Origin of the sequence: Streptomyces sp. Je 1-369, assembly GCF_026810505.1 — a bacterium.
Lineage (GTDB): Bacteria > Actinomycetota > Actinomycetes > Streptomycetales > Streptomycetaceae > Streptomyces.
In genome coordinates, this window is the sequence record NZ_CP101750.1 from 1,076,822 (window position 1) to 1,092,186 (window position 15,365).

19 protein-coding genes are annotated in these 15,365 nt (G+C 69.5%); 10 read left to right on the forward strand and 9 right to left on the reverse strand.

Features of this window, described 5'->3' with window-relative positions:
• The first annotated feature begins 104 nt into the window (after positions 1–104).
• The gene (locus NOO62_RS04690) at positions 105–1,127 is read left to right on the forward strand and encodes an SGNH/GDSL hydrolase family protein (RefSeq protein ID WP_268769621.1); all 1,023 of its coding nucleotides are present in this window, start codon (positions 105–107) and stop codon (positions 1,125–1,127) included.
• Here the strand turns inward: NOO62_RS04690 and NOO62_RS04695 are convergent.
• From NOO62_RS04695 to NOO62_RS04710, 4 genes are all read right to left on the reverse strand, one after another.
• Complete coding sequence (locus tag NOO62_RS04695) at positions 1,117–1,497, reverse strand: hypothetical protein (protein ID WP_268769622.1); 381 nt, start codon at positions 1,495–1,497, stop codon at positions 1,117–1,119. The two genes, NOO62_RS04690 and NOO62_RS04695, sit on opposite strands and share 11 nt — an antisense overlap.
• Positions 1,498–2,006: 509 nt before the next feature.
• Positions 2,007–2,783 (reverse strand): type I methionyl aminopeptidase, encoded by a 777-nt coding sequence (map, locus tag NOO62_RS04700; RefSeq protein WP_268769623.1) that lies wholly within the window; start codon positions 2,781–2,783, stop codon positions 2,007–2,009.
• Positions 2,784–2,900: 117 nt separating this feature from the next.
• Positions 2,901–3,659 carry an SDR family NAD(P)-dependent oxidoreductase gene (locus tag NOO62_RS04705; RefSeq protein ID WP_268769624.1) on the reverse strand — a complete coding sequence of 253 codons (759 nt, stop codon included), beginning with the start codon at positions 3,657–3,659 and terminating at the stop codon, positions 2,901–2,903.
• A 112-nt stretch (positions 3,660–3,771) separates the two neighbouring features.
• Positions 3,772–4,038: an Atu4866 domain-containing protein gene (locus NOO62_RS04710; protein ID WP_268769625.1), complete on the reverse strand. Its 267-nt coding sequence runs from the start codon at positions 4,036–4,038 to the stop codon at positions 3,772–3,774.
• Between the two features lie 139 nt (positions 4,039–4,177).
• Here NOO62_RS04710 and NOO62_RS04715 point away from each other — a divergent pair, with 139 nt between their 5' ends.
• On the forward strand, positions 4,178–5,026 hold the full coding sequence (locus NOO62_RS04715) for a helix-turn-helix transcriptional regulator (RefSeq protein ID WP_268769626.1): 849 nt from the start codon (positions 4,178–4,180) through the stop codon (positions 5,024–5,026).
• A 48-nt stretch (positions 5,027–5,074) separates the two neighbouring features.
• On the opposite strand, the gene NOO62_RS04720 is transcribed toward NOO62_RS04715, so the two are convergent.
• Positions 5,075–5,425, reverse strand: a complete 351-nt coding sequence (locus NOO62_RS04720) for a hypothetical protein (RefSeq protein WP_268769627.1) — start codon at positions 5,423–5,425, stop codon at positions 5,075–5,077.
• Between the two features lie 266 nt (positions 5,426–5,691).
• Between NOO62_RS04720 and NOO62_RS04725 the strand changes: the two genes are divergently transcribed.
• Positions 5,692–6,189: a peptidylprolyl isomerase gene (locus NOO62_RS04725; protein WP_268769628.1), complete on the forward strand. Its 498-nt coding sequence runs from the start codon at positions 5,692–5,694 to the stop codon at positions 6,187–6,189.
• 241 nt (positions 6,190–6,430) lie between these two features.
• On the opposite strand, the gene NOO62_RS04730 is transcribed toward NOO62_RS04725, so the two are convergent.
• A complete protein-coding gene (locus NOO62_RS04730) occupies positions 6,431–6,706 on the reverse strand; it encodes a hypothetical protein (RefSeq protein WP_268769629.1) in 276 nt (91 codons plus the stop codon).
• Between the two features lie 484 nt (positions 6,707–7,190).
• Positions 7,191–7,397, reverse strand: a complete 207-nt coding sequence (locus tag NOO62_RS04735) for a hypothetical protein (RefSeq protein WP_268769630.1) — start codon at positions 7,395–7,397, stop codon at positions 7,191–7,193.
• A 292-nt stretch (positions 7,398–7,689) separates the two neighbouring features.
• Here NOO62_RS04735 and NOO62_RS04740 point away from each other — a divergent pair, with 292 nt between their 5' ends.
• The 4 genes from NOO62_RS04740 to NOO62_RS04755 all read left to right on the forward strand — a co-directional run bounded on the left by NOO62_RS04740 (position 7,690) and on the right by NOO62_RS04755 (position 11,433).
• Entirely contained in the window at positions 7,690–8,793 is a 1,104-nt protein-coding gene (locus tag NOO62_RS04740) for a hypothetical protein (protein ID WP_268769631.1), read from the forward strand.
• A gap of 547 nt (positions 8,794–9,340) precedes the next feature.
• A complete protein-coding gene (gene dhaK, locus NOO62_RS04745; protein ID WP_268769632.1) occupies positions 9,341–10,333 on the forward strand; it encodes a dihydroxyacetone kinase subunit DhaK in 993 nt (330 codons plus the stop codon).
• A 58-nt stretch (positions 10,334–10,391) separates the two neighbouring features.
• Positions 10,392–11,030: a dihydroxyacetone kinase subunit DhaL gene (gene dhaL / locus NOO62_RS04750; RefSeq protein WP_268769633.1), complete on the forward strand. Its 639-nt coding sequence runs from the start codon at positions 10,392–10,394 to the stop codon at positions 11,028–11,030.
• Positions 11,023–11,433 carry a PTS fructose transporter subunit IIA gene (locus NOO62_RS04755; RefSeq protein WP_268769634.1) on the forward strand — a complete coding sequence of 137 codons (411 nt, stop codon included), beginning with the start codon at positions 11,023–11,025 and terminating at the stop codon, positions 11,431–11,433. Before dhaL ends, NOO62_RS04755 begins: the two co-directional genes overlap by 8 nt.
• A gap of 16 nt (positions 11,434–11,449) precedes the next feature.
• On the opposite strand, the gene NOO62_RS04760 is transcribed toward NOO62_RS04755, so the two are convergent.
• Entirely contained in the window at positions 11,450–12,232 is a 783-nt protein-coding gene (locus NOO62_RS04760) for a glycoside hydrolase family 75 protein (RefSeq protein WP_268769635.1), read from the reverse strand.
• 250 nt (positions 12,233–12,482) lie between these two features.
• Here NOO62_RS04760 and NOO62_RS04765 point away from each other — a divergent pair, with 250 nt between their 5' ends.
• Positions 12,483–13,478, forward strand: a complete 996-nt coding sequence (locus NOO62_RS04765; protein WP_268769636.1) for a fibronectin type III domain-containing protein — start codon at positions 12,483–12,485, stop codon at positions 13,476–13,478.
• A gap of 47 nt (positions 13,479–13,525) precedes the next feature.
• Here the strand turns inward: NOO62_RS04765 and NOO62_RS04770 are convergent, their stop codons facing one another.
• Complete coding sequence (locus tag NOO62_RS04770; protein ID WP_268769637.1) at positions 13,526–14,098, reverse strand: PadR family transcriptional regulator; 573 nt, start codon at positions 14,096–14,098, stop codon at positions 13,526–13,528.
• Between the two features lie 107 nt (positions 14,099–14,205).
• On the opposite strand from NOO62_RS04770, the gene NOO62_RS04775 reads away from it, so the two are divergent.
• Complete coding sequence (locus tag NOO62_RS04775) at positions 14,206–14,655, forward strand: nuclear transport factor 2 family protein (protein WP_268769638.1); 450 nt, start codon at positions 14,206–14,208, stop codon at positions 14,653–14,655.
• A 159-nt stretch (positions 14,656–14,814) separates the two neighbouring features.
• The gene (locus tag NOO62_RS04780; protein WP_268769639.1) at positions 14,815–15,321 is read left to right on the forward strand and encodes a hypothetical protein; all 507 of its coding nucleotides are present in this window, start codon (positions 14,815–14,817) and stop codon (positions 15,319–15,321) included.
• Positions 15,322–15,365: the final 44 nt, after the last annotated feature.

Consider the following 15,365-nt stretch of genomic DNA (forward strand, 5'->3'; position numbering starts at 1 on the left):
GTCGCCTGGGCTCGGTCGTCTGCCACCGTCGTGATCCGAGGTGCGGAGTGATCCATTCCTCTCCTTGTGGGTCCCGACGAAAGGGCACAGACATGCCTTCGGCCATGCGTAAGACGACAACCACTGCACTGACGCGGCGACTGGCCGCCGCCGTCGCGCTGGGCAGTTTCCTGGCGCTGGCCGTCCCGGCGGGCACTGCCACCGCGGCGCCCGCCGAGCCGGTACCGACCGTCTTCTTCGGTGACTCCTACACCGCCAACTTCGGCATCGCTCCCGTGACTGACCAGGACAGCGAAAGGGGCTGGTGCTTCCAGGCCACGGAGAACTATCCCGCCGCCGCCACCCGGATCCTGGCGGACAACAACATCACGCTCGGCATCCAGGCGGACGCCTCCTGCGGAGCGGCACTCATCCACCACTTCTGGCAGGAACAGGAGCTGCCCTTCGGCGCCGGGAGGGTCCCGGCGCAGCAGGACGCGCTCAAGGACGACACCAAGCTGGTCGTGGGCGGTACGGGCGGCAACACGCTGGGCTTCACCAGCATCCTCAAACAGTGCTCCGACGAACTGCGCAAGCACCCTCTGCTGCCCGGAGAACCGGTGGACCCGGACAAACCGGCCGGCGAGTGCCGGGACTTCTTCGAGTCGGAAGACGCAAAGGCATGGCTGGACTACCAGTTCCAGCAGGTCGAGGCGGACCTGGAGCAGACTCTCCAGCGCATGAGCTACTTCGCCCCGGACGCCGAGCGTGTCCTGGTCGGCTACCCCAGGCTCGTGCCCAAGGACACCGCCAAGTGCCTGACCGCGGCCCCCGGCCAGACGGAACTGCCGTTCGCCGACATCCCCAAGGACGCGCTGCCGGTCCTGGACCAGGTGCAGAAGCGGCTGGACGACGTCATGAAGAAGGCCGCCGCGGATGATGATGCCGACTTCGTGGACCTCTACGACCGCACCGGGAGCAACACGGCGTGCGACGGCGCCAATCGCGGCATCGGCGGCCTGCTGGAGGACTCCAGGCTCGACCTCTTCGGCCAGCCGATCCCGTGGTACGCGCACCCCAACGAGAAGGGCCGTGACATCCAGGCCAAGCACGTCGCCGTCAAGATCGAGACGGTCCTCAACCGCTGACCGGGCCACACCGCCGCGAACCGGATGACCCCAGGTCCTGATGTGCGTCATCCACCCCTGAACGAGGCCCCAGGACCGCGCCCCGGGGCCTCGTCGTGTGGGACCTCTGAAGGCCAAGGAGAAGCTGCAGAGCGAGCAGGACGAAGCGAGCCGGCGCGGGCGGATCGTGCAGGTGTACCGCGTAGGTCAAGAGGACCTGGAGCTTGAGCGCCGCTTCCAGGATCTCGCCGATCTCGGGGATCTCCGCCACGATGTCCTGGATGATCCCGTCCACTTGGTCGAGAAGTTCCACGGCTTCGTGGCTGAGGTGGATCTCGAACCCCCACCACTGCGGATCGACATGCGCCGTTGGATCCGCCTTCGGTGCCAAGAGTGCACCCCTCCCCGCCCCTGAGGGCAGTTGGAGGAAGGAGCCCTGAGCCCCTCTGGCCCGCCTCATGCCTCTTGTTGATCTTTATGCCGGCGGCAGTCGGCACACCGTGTGCTGGTTGGGGGGTGAGGTCCTGGGCACGATGGCCAGCCAATCACCGGTGCGGGAAAGGCTGGGTTGGGGCCTTTTGCGCGTGAACCCCGAGGGCACACACCTGTACGTGGCGCTGGACAACGGCATCCACCTGGTGGAGACCACCTTGAGTTCGTCATCGCCGCCCCCGCGGGTGGCGGCGCACGGCGGTGGCCGCGACCGCGCCGACCCAGTACCGGGCCCCGGCGCGCAAGCTGCCCTCCCGCACAGTCGGCGTCATCAAGAAGCACACTCGTCAAGGGGACCTCGATCCGAAACCGCCACAGGCTGCTGGCGCGTGGACAGTCGACGAAGTGGCGGCAGCGGCGTTCGGTTCGGGTAGGCAGCCGCGGGACCGCAGGCGCGGCCCCTGGCGACTACGCCCGCGGTGGCAGGGTGAGGATCTCGGCTCCGTCGTCGGTGATGGCGATGGTGTGCTCGCTGTGTGCCGTCCGGCAGCCCGTTGCGCTGCGCAGCGTCCAGCCGTCGGCATCGGTGACGAGCGTGGCGGTGTCGGCCATGACCCAGGGTTCCAGGGCCAGGAGCAGCCCGGGGCGCAGCTTGTAGCCCCGGCCGGGCCGTCCGGTGTTCGCGACATGCGGGTCCTGATGCATGGTCGAGCCGATGCCGTGGCCGCCGAACTCGAGGTTGATCGGGTAACCGGCTTCGCTGAGGACCGTACCGATGGCGTGGGAGAGGTCGCCGATGCGTGCCCCCGGCTTCGCGGCGGCGATGCCCGCAGCCAGCGCACGTTCGGTCGTCTCGATCATCGCGACGCTCTCTGCCGGCCGGGCCTTGCCCACGAGGAAACTGATCGCGGCGTCCGCGGCCACTCCGCGCGTGGAGACGGCCAGGTCGAGGGTCAGCAGGTCACCGTCGGCGAGCGTGTAGTTGTGGGGTCGGCCGTGGAGCACGGCGTCGTTGACGGCCGTGCAGATGTAGTGGCCGAACGGGCCGCGCCCGAAGGACGGCGCATAGTCGACGTAGCAGGACTGTGCCTCCGCCTCGGTGATCATCTCCTTGGCCCACTGGTCGATGTCCAGCAGGTTCGTGCCGATCGTGCTGCGCTGCTTCAGCGTGTGCAGGATGTGGCCGACCAGCGCGCCGGTGTCCTTCGCCCGATCGAGCCGGGTGGAGTTCAGAATCTCAATCATGGGAGCCCCTCACACATGTCCAATAACTATACCGGTCTAACTATACCGGTATTAGAATAGGTGCATGGTCAGGTTGCCGCTCACCCCCGCCGAGGTCGAACGCGGACGGCGGGTTGTTCAGTGCGCGGTGAGCCCGCCGTCGACCACCAGCTCCGTGCCGGTGACGAACGACGAGTCGTCGCAGGCCAGGAAGAGGATCGCGGGGGCGACCTCGTCGGCGCGGCCGGCTCGGCGCATGGGGGTGCGTCGGATGTCCGGCTGTTGGTCGCCTTGATCGTCCAGGAGGTCCTGGATCATCGGCGTGGCGATCACCCCAGGATGCACCGAGTTGATCCGTACTCCCTGCCGGGCGTACTCGACCGCGGCGGTCTTGCTCAACAGGCGCACGGCCCCCTTGGACGCCTGGTAGGCCGCAGCCGCACCGCTTCCCACGAGGCCGAGTACTGACGACGTATTGATCACCGACGCGTTGCCGCTCGCACGCAGGAGCGGCATCGCCGCCTTCATGCCGAGCCATGTGCCTTTCTGGTTCACGTCGATGACGCGGTCCCACGCCTCTTCCCGCGTGTCCTCGATGCCTGGCCAGTCCACGATGCCGGCGAGGTTCACGAGCACGTCCAGCTCCCCGAACCGGTCGCGTACGACGGTGATCGCTTCGTCCCACTCCCGTGCGGAGGAGACATCGAGGCGGACGGCGACGGCCTCCGCACCACGTGTCCCGAGCCGCTGGGACAGCTCCCGCAGGGGGTCTTCGGCGACATCGGTGATCACCAGCCGGGCGCCTTCGGCGGCGAAGAGCTCGGCGGTCGCCGTGCCGAGGCCGCCAGTCGCGCCTGTGATCAGCGCGACCTTGCCGTCAAGTCGTCGTCCTGTCATGGATGTGCTCCTCGGTTCTCATTGATGTTGCCCGACTGTCGGGTCGGGACTTCCTGGTCCGCCGACGCGAAATCGCACCCCAGCACTACGACGGTCACGGGCCCGCCCTTCGCTACGACTGCTTCTGCTCCCGGTAGAGCACGAGGTGCTCGTGATGGAGCACTCCGTCCCGGATGTCGCCCGTGGCGGTGAAGCCGGTGTCGTCGACGTAGTCCAGGTGGCTGCCGGTCACCGTGTACCGGCCGGTGTACGCGCCGGCCCGCTCGCCGCGGGCTTCGTCGTACCGACCGTCCGGCAGCAGCTCCTGCCGGATGTGACCATCCGCGGTCACCCACACCCCGACCACGTCGACCTGGTCGCCCTCAACGGTCCCGGCCATGGCGGACTCCTCTCCTCGTACGATGCGGTCCTTCCCGCTCCACCGAGTCTGGGCAGGTCACCGGCCATCAACCAGGACGCGTGCAGCCTGGGCACGGCACACCCAGGCTGCGCGCCGAGCCCTCGCCTAGCCTGAACGCATGGACGACAACCACCTGGGAGACTTCCTGCGCGCACGCCGCGCCGACCTGCGGCCGGAGGCCGTCGGCATGGCGAGTTACGGGCCCCGCAGAGTCGCCGGACTGCGCCGCGAGGAGGTCGCCGTCCTGGCCGGAATCAACGCCGACTACTACACGCGCCTGGAACAAGGCCGCGAGCGCAACCCCTCGCCCCAGGTGATCGACGCACTCAGCCGCGCACTGCACCTCGACACGGAGGCCCGCGCACACCTGTACCGGCTGGCCGGGGCCACGCCGAACGACCGGCCCTCCGCCCACACCACCGAGCACGTGAGCCCGGCGCTGCGACAGCTGATGGACGGCTACCCGAACACGCCGGCGTTCGTCATGAACCGGACCCTGGACCTCCTCGCCGCCAACGCCATGGCCGATGCCCTCTACGCCCCGTTCGATCCGGCGGACAACTTGGCCCGCATGACCTTCCTCGACCCCGCGGGCCGCACCTTCTACACGGACTGGGACCGGGCGGCACAGGCCACCGTCGCCAACCTCCGCGAGGCAACCGGCTTTGACCCGGACAACCCACGGCTGCGCGAGCTCGTCCGCACCCTCACCGAGGACAACGCGGACTTCAACTGTCTCTGGAACGCCCACACCGTGCGCGGCAAGACCCAGGACGCCAAACACTTCCTCCACCCGGACGTCGGCCCCCTCACCCTCACCTACCAGGCTTTCGACGTACGCGACGCACCCGGCCAGCAGCTCGTCATCTACCACGCCGAACCAGGCAGCCCCAGCGCCCAGTCCCTCAATCTTCTCGGTTCCATCCACGCCACCCGCCGCCGGCCCGCCCCTCGGTCCCACCGCTGATCCGCCGACCGCCGACGAGGCCCGCCAACTCCTTACCGTCGCGCGCGGTCACCGGCCGCACGCCCTGTTCAACTCGCTCCGCCACTCCACGCAGAAGCCCCGCCGGTCGGCGTCGATCTCCACCGCCCACCAAGTGCTGTCGCTCGCAGTGAGAACCAAGGGGAATCCCGCGAAATCGCCCGCAGCGAATCGTTCCGAGCCGAGCAGGCGATGCTCTCCTGCTGCTACGAGCACGGGCAAGCCCGACGACGGCGACGAACCACCCCTCGCCGGAGCCGCCGTCCGCTGATGTTGCAACTCGTACGTGCCGCCCAGCTCGGGCTCGGCCGTCCTGGACAGGAAGTACTTCGTCGAGGTGGGCTTGTAGTCGTTCTTCTCGTCGAGGACCGGATAGGTCACCGAGGAGTGGACCGCGCCGCTCTTGTAGGTGTAGGTGCCGTACAGAGCGCCCTTGGCGATCGATGCGATCGGCAGTCCTTCAGGGTCCGGGCAGCGCCACGGGCGCGATGCCGTGTCTGTCGGCCGCCCAGGCCGCCTTGTCCCAGACTGGTTCGGTGCCGTCAGCGATGCGGTACAGGAGGACCGTCATGGAGTGCCCCGTCGGCAGTGGCCTGCGGAGGGAGCGGCACCAGGGCAATACGCCAGGGCTGTGACAGGATCCCCTTATGTCTACCAACATCTTCTTCGACATCACTATCGACGGCGACGCCGCGGGCCGGATCGTCTTCAAGCTGTACGACGACGTCGTCCCCAAGACGGCGCAGAACTTCCGTGAGCTGGCCACCGGTCAACACGGCTTCGGATACGAGGGCTCGGGCTTCCACCGCGTCATCCCGGACTTCATGCTCCAGGGCGGCGACTTCACCCGCGGCGATGGCACGGGCGGCAAGAGCATCTACGGCGAGAAGTTCGCTGATGAGAACTTCAACCTCAAGCACGACAAGCCGTTCCTGCTGTCGATGGCAAACTCCGGCAAGAACACCAACGGCTCGCAGTTCTTCATCACCACGGTGCTGACACCGTGGCTGGACGGCAAGCACGTCGTCTTCGGCGAGGTCGTCGAGGGTCAGGAACTGGTGACGAAGATCGAGTCCCTGGGCACGCACTCCGGCGCCCTCCGAGCGAATGTCGTGATCGCTGCCTCGGGCATCGTGGGCGGATAACACCTCCGCCCCGGGCGGCGGGGTCGGCTCGACGCAGGTTGTTCCAGACGCGCCCACCAAGGTTGCCTGGAGGGAGCCCGCTCAAAGGCTCTGGTCCACTCCGTGTGGAGTCGGCGGTACCCAGCGGCGGACGGCTCAGTACAACGCAGGTCAGACGCCTTCGCCAAAAGCACACGACAGCGGGCCAGGCCGGCATCACATCAAGCGGACCAGAGCCCGATCAGACCGCGCGCCTGACATGTCAGCCATTCAGGTGATCGTGCGCGGCAGCGCTTTTCCCTGCGCCTGCGGCAGGGCGGAACTTCGGCTCGCCGCCCGGGTGCGGTGGTGTCGTGAGGATGAGCCAGGCGCGCGTGCAGCTCTGGCACAGGGTGTACGCGGTGTTCTCGCCGGTGGGCTGAAGGTCGGGCGAGTACGTGTCGCACACGGTCAGCGGCTGGGCGCCAATGACCAGGACGCCGTAGGGGGCGGTGCCGTTCGTACGGCCGATGGCGAGCCGGATCAGCGGCAGGGACAAAGGACCTCCGTGAGGTAGGCAGCGGGGGAAGGCGGTCAGACGCGTACGGCGCACAGACCGTCGTGGTCGGCGGCGAGTGCACAGCCGCCCTCGCAGGGGTGACCCGCGGGCCCGGGTGGTGTCGGCCCGTTCGTGAATGCTGACGTACCAGGCGGGCGCAACGGCGAGGTCACGGTGCGGGCGAGGAAGCCGACCGAGCCGCAGCACTCGCACCGCTGCGCACCGGAGGCAGGCAGCGGGTTCGTGAAGGACACCTCCAAGGACCGAGACCGGCACGCGAACGAGACCGGCACGCGAGCGGCAGGGCGTTCACGTGCCGGGGCCGCAGTCAGCCGCGGTGGACGATGGTGAGGTGCTTCTCCGCGCTCTGCGGCAGCCGGTGGCGTGCCACCGGGACCGGGGAGGCGAGTGAGGCTGCGAAGCTGGTGACCAGATCGTTGGGGACGCTCGGGCTGAAGTGCGCCTCCGGGGGCTCGGGGGTGGTTCACTGCCCACCGCTGGGGCGGGTGCCGCGCCGGCGGCGCGACGGGACAGGTCGGCCCTTCTCGTCGCGGGCAGCGGCAACGGAGCCCACACGGTGGGACATCGGGAAGTCGGGGTTGAGGGCGAGTTGCACGACGGCGGTGCGGTCGCAGGCCGACAGCTGGTCGAGCAGGTCGAGCAGGTCGGCATCGTCGCGGGTGGGGACCACGCGCTGCCTCCGGGGAACCGTGTCCTTTGTCAGACAACCAAGTCGTTTGACAGCCAACTCAGTCCCTGTGCCATTGGGCCAGTCGCGATGCCGCCCGGAAGGCAACAAGTGCGCCGGAGAGAGGCTCCCGGACGGGCGCATGCTGTGCCCGGAGTTCAAACGGGTGTTTCGGGCCCTGAATTGGCCGGGGCATGTGACCCAAAGATGATCTACCGGATATTCGCCGTGCCGGGCAGGCTGAGCGGCGGACGTAGATCCGTTCGGGCATCACCCACCCGCCATCGCTGGAGGCATGATGATTCAAGCTGCACTGGCCTACTCCGACAGCATGTTTTACCTCTTCCGAGGGGACCGGTACGTGGGCTACGAGGCGGAAGAGCGCAAGGTGGCCGAGGGGCCCCAGCTCACGGTGGAGGGCTGGCCCGGGCTGGAGGGCACCCAGTTCGCGGCGGGCCTCGACACGGGGCTCCGTCTGCTCGACGGGTTACATCTGCCGTCCAGCATCGCCGGCTCTGCCGCACGGCTCGTCTCGGGCAGGAAGAGGCCGGCGCCCTGCTACCTGTTCAAGACGAACCAGTACGCGCAGTACGACATCGCCAACAAGGAGCTCGTCTACGGGCCGCGACCGTTGAACGACTGGTCGGGGTTTGCGGAACACGGCTTCGACCGGGACCTGGACGCGGCGACCGACGCGGCCATCCTTCGCGGGCTCAAGACCGAGTGGTTCTACTGGTTCTTCAAGGGGGACCGGTGCCTCAAGTATGACGCGATCAACAACAAGGTCCTCACAGTCGGCAGCATCGGGCAGATCTGGCCGGCGCTGAAGAGGGTCGGCTTCGACCGGGACCTGGACGCCGCGGTCACGACTGCGGAGCAGCCCCACGGATACGGCAACATCGAAACGACCGTCCACTTCTTCAAAGGGGACCAGCACGTCGCCTACGACTATGCCGGGAACACACTGAAGGGCGGTGTGAAGTCCATCGCTGACGCCCTGCCGGGGCTGGAGGGCACCGACTTCGCCACCGGGCAAGTACTGCCCTCCCACACTCCCACGGTGGCACACGCGCAGGGCGCCATCACCTTCTCCAACCCGGGGGAATCCGGGGTGCCCGAGCCCTACGGAAAGATCTGGCTTGTCACGAAGGACGGTGCCACGTACCGCCTGTGGACCCAGGTCAACCACAGCGTGCCCAGCACCAGTTCGGCCACCATCGACCTGGACCTTCCCTTCGGCGCCGACCAGGTCATTGAAATCGCCGCGCACGTCGATGAATCCGACTCCGGCAACGGAGACGACTACCTCGCCCGCGGTACTACCCCCTTCACAGGAAACGGCACCTACACCCTTGGCTCCGATGACGGAAAGATCACCGTGGAACTGACCATCACCTGACCGCACAACACCGCCCGCAGGCCCACGGAGCCCGGCACGGCCCCGTGGGCATCGGCATTCCCAACCGATCGAGAATCACGCTTCCGCCATCGGGCTCGCAGGAGAACCCGACCCAGACTGCTCACAGCGGTGACACTGCAGCCGACTCACGGGCACCTCGTGCCAAGATCCGGACCAGGGACGGACCAACTCGGCTCCGCATCAGGTACTTCCAGCCGCTGCCGCAGGTCAAAGGCAGGCCAGTTGGCGTACCACCAGCAGACGAAGAACCTGCTCGGATGGCGTTGGAAACAGCCACCGCCGACTCGCAAGGCCAGCAGGTTCGCCGCACACCGCACGCAGACAGCGCACGGCGTAGGCAAAGACACCGGCACCCAGCCACACGAGATGGTTGTCGATTCGGGGCCCGGACGCGGCCCTGAAGTCCTCGCGCGTGACCTTCGCTGCCGCAAGGTCGATACTGCCGACAGTGACACTCCAACCGTGACTCGGCCGAGCAGAGGACCCGCCTGAAGGACCTGCCTGCCGGCCTTTCCAGGAGGCACCCATGAAGATGCTGATCAACGTCGCGGAGACCGTCGTCGCCGACGCGCTGCGCGGGATGGCCGCCGCTCATCCCGAGCTGACCGTCGACGTCGAGAACCGGGTGATCGTACGCAGGGACGCTCCCGTCGCGGGGAAGGTCGCCCTCGTGTCGGGCGGGGGGTCCGGGCACGAGCCGTTGCACGGTGGGTTCGTGGGGCCGGGGATGCTGTCGGCCGCCTGCCCTGGGGAGGTGTTCACCTCGCCCGTGCCGGATCAGATGGTGCGGGCCGCGGCCGCCGTGGACAGTGGCGCGGGTGTGCTCTTCGTCGTGAAGAACTACACGGGTGACGTCCTCAACTTCGACATGGCCGCGGAGCTCGCCGAGGACGAGGGCATCCAGGTCGCGAAGGTGCTCGTCGACGACGACGTCGCGGTCACCGACAGTCTGTACACCGCCGGACGACGCGGCACCGGCGCCACGCTCTTCGTGGAGAAGCTCGCGGGGGCCGCTGCCGACGAGGGCATGCCGTTGGAGCGGGTCGAGGCCGTCGCCCGGCGGGTCAACGAGAACACGCGCAGCTTCGGCGTCGCACTCAGCGCGTGCAGTACGCCCGCCAAGGGCGGCCCCACCTTCGATCTGCCGCCGGGCGAGCTGGAGTTGGGGGTGGGCATCCACGGTGAGCCGGGACGGGAGCGGCGCCCGATGATGACGTCCCGCGAGATCGCCGACTTCGCCGTGAACGCCGTACTGGAGGATCTCGCGCCGCACAACCCGGTCCTGCTGCTCGTCAACGGCATGGGCGGCGCCCCCCTGCTCGAACTGTACGGGTTCAACGCCGAGGTCCAGCGCGTCCTCGTCGAGCGCGGCGTCGCCGTGGCCCGCACGCTCGTCGGGAACTACGTCACCTCCCTGGACATGGCGGGCGCCTCGGTGACGTTGTGTCAGATCGATGAGGAGATACTGCGGTTGTGGGACGCGCCCGTGCGCACCCCCGGGCTGCGGTGGGGGTGCTGACGCCGGTTTGTTGCGTCCGGCCGTCGTCCCCTCCCGATCCGCAACGCAAGGAGGCTCCGTGTTCGACGCCCCTTTCTTCCGCCGCTGGCTGACCGCCACCGCCGCCGCCGTCGACCGTGAGGCGGAACGGCTCACGGAACTGGACTCGCCCATCGGCGACGCCGACCACGGCAGCAACCTGCGGCGCGGCTTCCGGGCCGTCGCCGCCGTCTTGGAGAAGGAGGCGCCGGACACGCCCGGCGCCGTCCTCACGCTGGCGGGACGGCAGTTGATATCGACGGTGGGCGGAGCGTCCGGGCCGCTCTACGGAACGCTGCTGCGCCGCACCGGCAAGGAGCTCGGCGACGCCCTCGAAGTCGACCGGGCACTGTTCGCCGCGGCGCTGAGGCACGGCGTCGACGCGGTGGCCGCGCTCGGCGGTGCCGCACCCGGTGACAAGACGATGCTGGACGCGCTCTTCCCGGGCATCGACGCGCTCGACGGCCCGTCCGGCTCCTTCGGCGCGGCCCGCGAGGCCGCACTCCAGGGTGCTCTGGCCACGGTTCCGCTGCAGGCGCGCAAGGGACGCGCCAGCTATCTGGGCGAGCGGAGCATCGGGCACCAGGACCCCGGCGCCACGTCCTCGGCGCTGCTCTTCGAAGCCCTCGCGGAGACCGCGGAGGGTGTCGGCGGCTCGCGGGAGGGCAGCCGTGGCTGACGGTCCGCTGGTCGGCGTCGTCCTCGTGTCGCACAGCGGGCCCGTCGCCGAGGCGGTCGCCGCGCTCGCCGTCGGGCTGGCGGGCGGCGGCACGACGGCGCCGGTGGCCGCCGCCGGAGGGACAGCGGACGGCGGTCTCGGCACCAGCGCGGAGCTGATCTCGGCGGCTGCCTCGCGCGTGGACGGCGGAGCCGGGGTCGCCGTCCTCACCGATCTCGGCAGCGCGGTCCTGACCGTGAAGGCCCTGATCGCCGAGGGCGACGAACTCCCTTACGGCACACGCCTGGTGGACGCCCCGTTCGTGGAGGGGGCGGTGGCGGCGGTGGTGTCCGCGTCCGCGGGCGCCGACCTCGCCGCGGTCGAGGCGGCGGCAGCGGAGGCGTACACCTATCGGAAGGTGTGAGGGGGCGGAGGGTGCGTCAGTTGCCTCGTACTAGTTGCCTGGCCAGCTCTTCGCCCCGGGCGACCGCCGCCCCGTGGCTCTCGATCGGCTCCGCCTTGGAGCCCTCGAAGAGGATGTACGTGACGTCGGCGCCCGCGCCGCCGATCCCCGGGTCGGGGTTGATGCCGAGCCCCCGGGCCGTCGCGTACGACGCCTCGCCGATGAGGTCCGTGGGGCCGGTGTCGCCCACGACGGCGTACTGGACCTTGTCGCGGTGGACGACGGCGGCGACGGTGCCGCCCGTGATGCCGTGCTCGGTGTGATCCCAACGGTGGCTCGCGCCGGGCACGACCACGTAGGGCAGGCTTTCCGCGTCCAGTTCACGGCCGTCGGACTGCTGGAACGCGGTGGTGGGCTGGAACAGGGGGTCGGTGCGGTCGTTGCAGGTCTTGCCCGGTCGGCCGTCGCAGTCGACGTCCATGTCGGCCTTCCAGAAGACCGCACCGCGCGTGGCGCAGACGGGGACGTCCGCGAGGGCTCCGTCGTCGGTGCTGTACATGTCGTTCGAGACCGGCGTGCAGGACCGGGTCGCGGCCAGCAAGTCGGCGGCGCGGACCGTTCCCTCACGAGCCGCTCCCTCACGGGCCGTTCTCTCACGGACCGTCCTCTCGCGGAACGCCTCGGCCACTGGGCCCGCCGCCGCGGGAGGCGGGTCGGCGATCGGTTCGGCCGGTGACTCCCGGGCCATGACGGTGTACCAGGCGGGGACGAGCAGAGCGGCTCCGGCTGCGGCGACCAGGACCGGCGTCTTCTTGCGCACGGGAAGGGCCTTTCGTGGGGGAGGGACAGCAAGGACGTCGAGGGCGGGCTACCTAGGACCTCGGAGACAGCTGACGGCTCGAAAGCCACATATGCCAATTTGTGTACCGCCGTATGCCCCATCCGCCGATCACAGTCCGTACGGCGGACGCCCCACCCCTTGATGTGCTCTCGTCACCTGTGTCAAATAGGTCCGTACCAATGCCGAACCCATGCCAGTCTTATGCCGTCGAGTGGAAGGCAGCAGCACCGTGCGACGGATTCCCCGCCCGTCCGGCCATCCGGCCCCGCCGGCCCTGCTCACCGTCATGGCCGCGACCGCGGTCGCACTGGGCGGCTGCGCCTGGGGCGGCGACGCCGAGGACAACAATCCCCCGGCGGCGCCCCGCGGCGTCACCGTGCAGGCGGGCAGCTCCACCACCGCCCACGTCATGTGGAACCAGGCCACCGACGACACCGAAGTCACGGCGTACGAGGTGTACCGCGACGCCAAGAAGGTGAAGGAGGTGCTGGGGCGGGAGTCCATGGTGGACGTCGTCGGCCTCGAGCCGTCCGCCACGTACCGCTTCACCGTCCGCGCCCGCGACGCCGCGGGGAACCTCAGCGAGGACAGCAAGAGGCTGACGGTCACGATGCCCGCCGCGGCCGCCGCCGACCGCACGCCCCCGTCCCGGCCCGGGCGGCTCAAGGGCGAGGCCGAGGGGAGCCGGGCGGCGATGCTCTCCTGGGGCACGTCGTCGGACGACAAGAAGGTGGCCTCGTACGAGATCTTCCAGGGCGGCTCGAAGGTCCACAGCGTGGGCGGGAACCAGACCGCGACGCTCGTCACCGGACTGCGGCCCGGCACCGACTACATCTTCACCGTCAAGGCGCGGGACGCCGCCGACAACTTCTCACCCGCGAGCCGCCAGGTCCGCGTCAGGACCGCGGCGGGCAAGGACTCGGGGCGCGGCACCGCGCCGACCGGGTTCCGTGCCGACACGCACCGCGCCGACGGGGCGTACTACATCGACCTGGCGTGGACTCCGCCACGCACCGGCGGCGCCGTGGCGGAGTACCAGATCCAGCTGGACGGGCGCACCGCCACGTCGCTCGTCTTCGGCGGGACGGCTCCGCGGGACAAGGCCGAGCACAGCTTCTACATCGGCAAGACGGCCGGTGAGCGGCACCGGGTACGCATCCGCCCGAAGCTGCCGGACGGGACGTGGGGCGGCTACTCCCCCGAACGGACCGTCACCACGGGCTGACAGGGACGGGCCACCGTCGGCGAACGCGTCTTGAAAGCCCGTGCGCGTCATGAAGACCCCTGCGCGGCAGCTGCCCGTTCGCTCAGCAGCGCTGCCGCGCGCCGGCACCAGTCGCGGGACTCGCGCTCGAAGGCGAGCCCGCGCAGGCACGTCAGATAGGGGCCGACCCGCTCGCCGGTGCGCAGGAAGTCGTCCTCGTCGGCGTCGCCGCGCAGCCGTACGAGCAGCTTCTCCAGGACCTCGATCTTCGCGTCGGCGACCGCCGCCCTCTCCGTGAGCTGCTCGATCACGGGCGCGGCGGCCACGCCGTCGACGGCCTGCACCTTGACGAGCAGGTCGTCGCGGATGAAGGACGGCTTCGCGGCCCGTGCGGCGAACCGCTCCATCTCGGCGAGGCCCTCGTCGGTGACGCGGAACAGCCGTTTGTTGGGCCGCCCATCCTGGACGACCTCGCGTCCGGCGACCAGGCCCTCCGTCTCCAGCTTGGCCAGCTCGGCGTAGAGCTGCTGGGGCAGCGCGTGCCAGAAGTTGGCGACGCCGATGTCGAAACCCTTGGCCAACTGGTATCCGCTGTACTCGCCGTCCAGCAGTGCCGCGAGCACCGCGTGCCGCAGAGCCATCTGTCGGGACCCCTTCCCTTTCGCTGTCCAGCGCCCCCATCATAGTCATCAATCTGACTAGTCAGATTGATGACTATGAACGGCTACGGATGCCTACGGAGGACCGCATGACCCCCATCCACCCCACCGCCGCGCGCTTCCGCGCCCTCGTCGAGCGAGGCGATCTCGACGCCCTGGAGAACCTGTTCACACCGGACGTCCGGCTCTACAGCCCGGTCAAGTTCACGCCCTTCGAAGGGCGGCCCATGGTGCTCGCGCTCTTCGGCGTGCTGCTGCGCACGTTCGACGACTTCCGGTACGTGGGTGCGTACGCGGGTGAGGCGCGGACCAGCGTCGACGGCACCGAGGCCGAGTCGAACGTGCTGCTGTTCCGCACCACCGTGCACGGCAAGGACATCCACGGCATCGACCTGCTGCACTTCGACGAGGAAGGGCGGATCAAGGAGTTCACCGTGATGGTGCGCCCGCAGTCCGCGGTGCAGACGCTCGGGCAGGCGGTCCAGGAGGGACTCGTCGCGGCCGGCCTGGTCCCTGCCCCCGCCCCCGCCCCTCAGTAGGGCGTCTGCGCCGGACGAAGGATTCCGTCACCTGCCCGGCGGCCGTCCGCATGCGGTCCCCGCCCGCGCCACGTTGGCTTTCGTCAGGTAGCACGGGCCGTTCCCCGACTCCGGCGGCGCATGGGTTGTACCGCCTCCCGTGCACCGGAGGGCAGACTCATGCGTACCACTCAGATATGCGTCCGTACCGGCCTGGTCGCCACCGCCGCCGCGCTGCCGCTGCTCCTGGCCGCTCCGTCGGCGTTCGCGGGCGGCGACCTCACCGTCACCGCCACGGGTTCCACCGTGCGGGCCACGACCGGCGCGTGCACCGACGGCGGCACGGCGTCGCTGATGAACCCCGCCAACGCCAGCTTCGCCGGAGGGCAACAGGCGCAGCTGGTCAACGGCAGCGCGACGTGGCAGAACGTCGGCGCCGGGGTCTACACCGTGCTCGTCTCCTGCAAGGACGGCACGTCGGTCGGGCCGCAGACCGTCACCGTCGGCGCCGCGCCGACGACCTCCTCGACGACCGCGCCCGCGCGCGGCGTCCGTGGCGGGCTCGGCGGCGGCACCGAGGACCGGGGCACGCTGACGCTCGTCGGCGGCGGGACGCTGGTGGCCGCGGCGGCGGCCGGCGGCGGCGTCTGGTACCTGCGCCGACGTGCGGCAGCGGGCCGTACCTGACGAGCACGTCGGAACCACGACCGGCACGGCGCCACCGACTGCCG

Bases quoted from the DNA above. Each gene is read 5' to 3' on its own strand.
- NOO62_RS04690 (WP_268769621.1), top strand. From the start codon at position 105: ATGCGTAAGACGACAACCACTGCACTGACGCGGCGACTGGCCGCCGCC.
- map (WP_268769623.1), bottom strand. From the start codon at position 2,783: ATGATTGAGATTCTGAACTCCACCCGGCTCGATCGGGCGAAGGACACC.
- NOO62_RS04705 (WP_268769624.1), bottom strand. From the start codon at position 3,659: ATGACAGGACGACGACTTGACGGCAAGGTCGCGCTGATCACAGGCGCG.
- NOO62_RS04710 (WP_268769625.1), bottom strand. From the start codon at position 4,038: ATGGCCGGGACCGTTGAGGGCGACCAGGTCGACGTGGTCGGGGTGTGG.
- NOO62_RS04715 (WP_268769626.1), top strand. From the start codon at position 4,178: ATGGACGACAACCACCTGGGAGACTTCCTGCGCGCACGCCGCGCCGAC.
- NOO62_RS04725 (WP_268769628.1), top strand. From the start codon at position 5,692: ATGTCTACCAACATCTTCTTCGACATCACTATCGACGGCGACGCCGCG.
- NOO62_RS04740 (WP_268769631.1), top strand. From the start codon at position 7,690: ATGATGATTCAAGCTGCACTGGCCTACTCCGACAGCATGTTTTACCTC.
- dhaK (WP_268769632.1), top strand. From the start codon at position 9,341: ATGAAGATGCTGATCAACGTCGCGGAGACCGTCGTCGCCGACGCGCTG.
- NOO62_RS04770 (WP_268769637.1), bottom strand. From the start codon at position 14,098: ATGGCTCTGCGGCACGCGGTGCTCGCGGCACTGCTGGACGGCGAGTAC.
- NOO62_RS04775 (WP_268769638.1), top strand. From the start codon at position 14,206: ATGACCCCCATCCACCCCACCGCCGCGCGCTTCCGCGCCCTCGTCGAG.
- NOO62_RS04780 (WP_268769639.1), top strand. From the start codon at position 14,815: ATGCGTACCACTCAGATATGCGTCCGTACCGGCCTGGTCGCCACCGCC.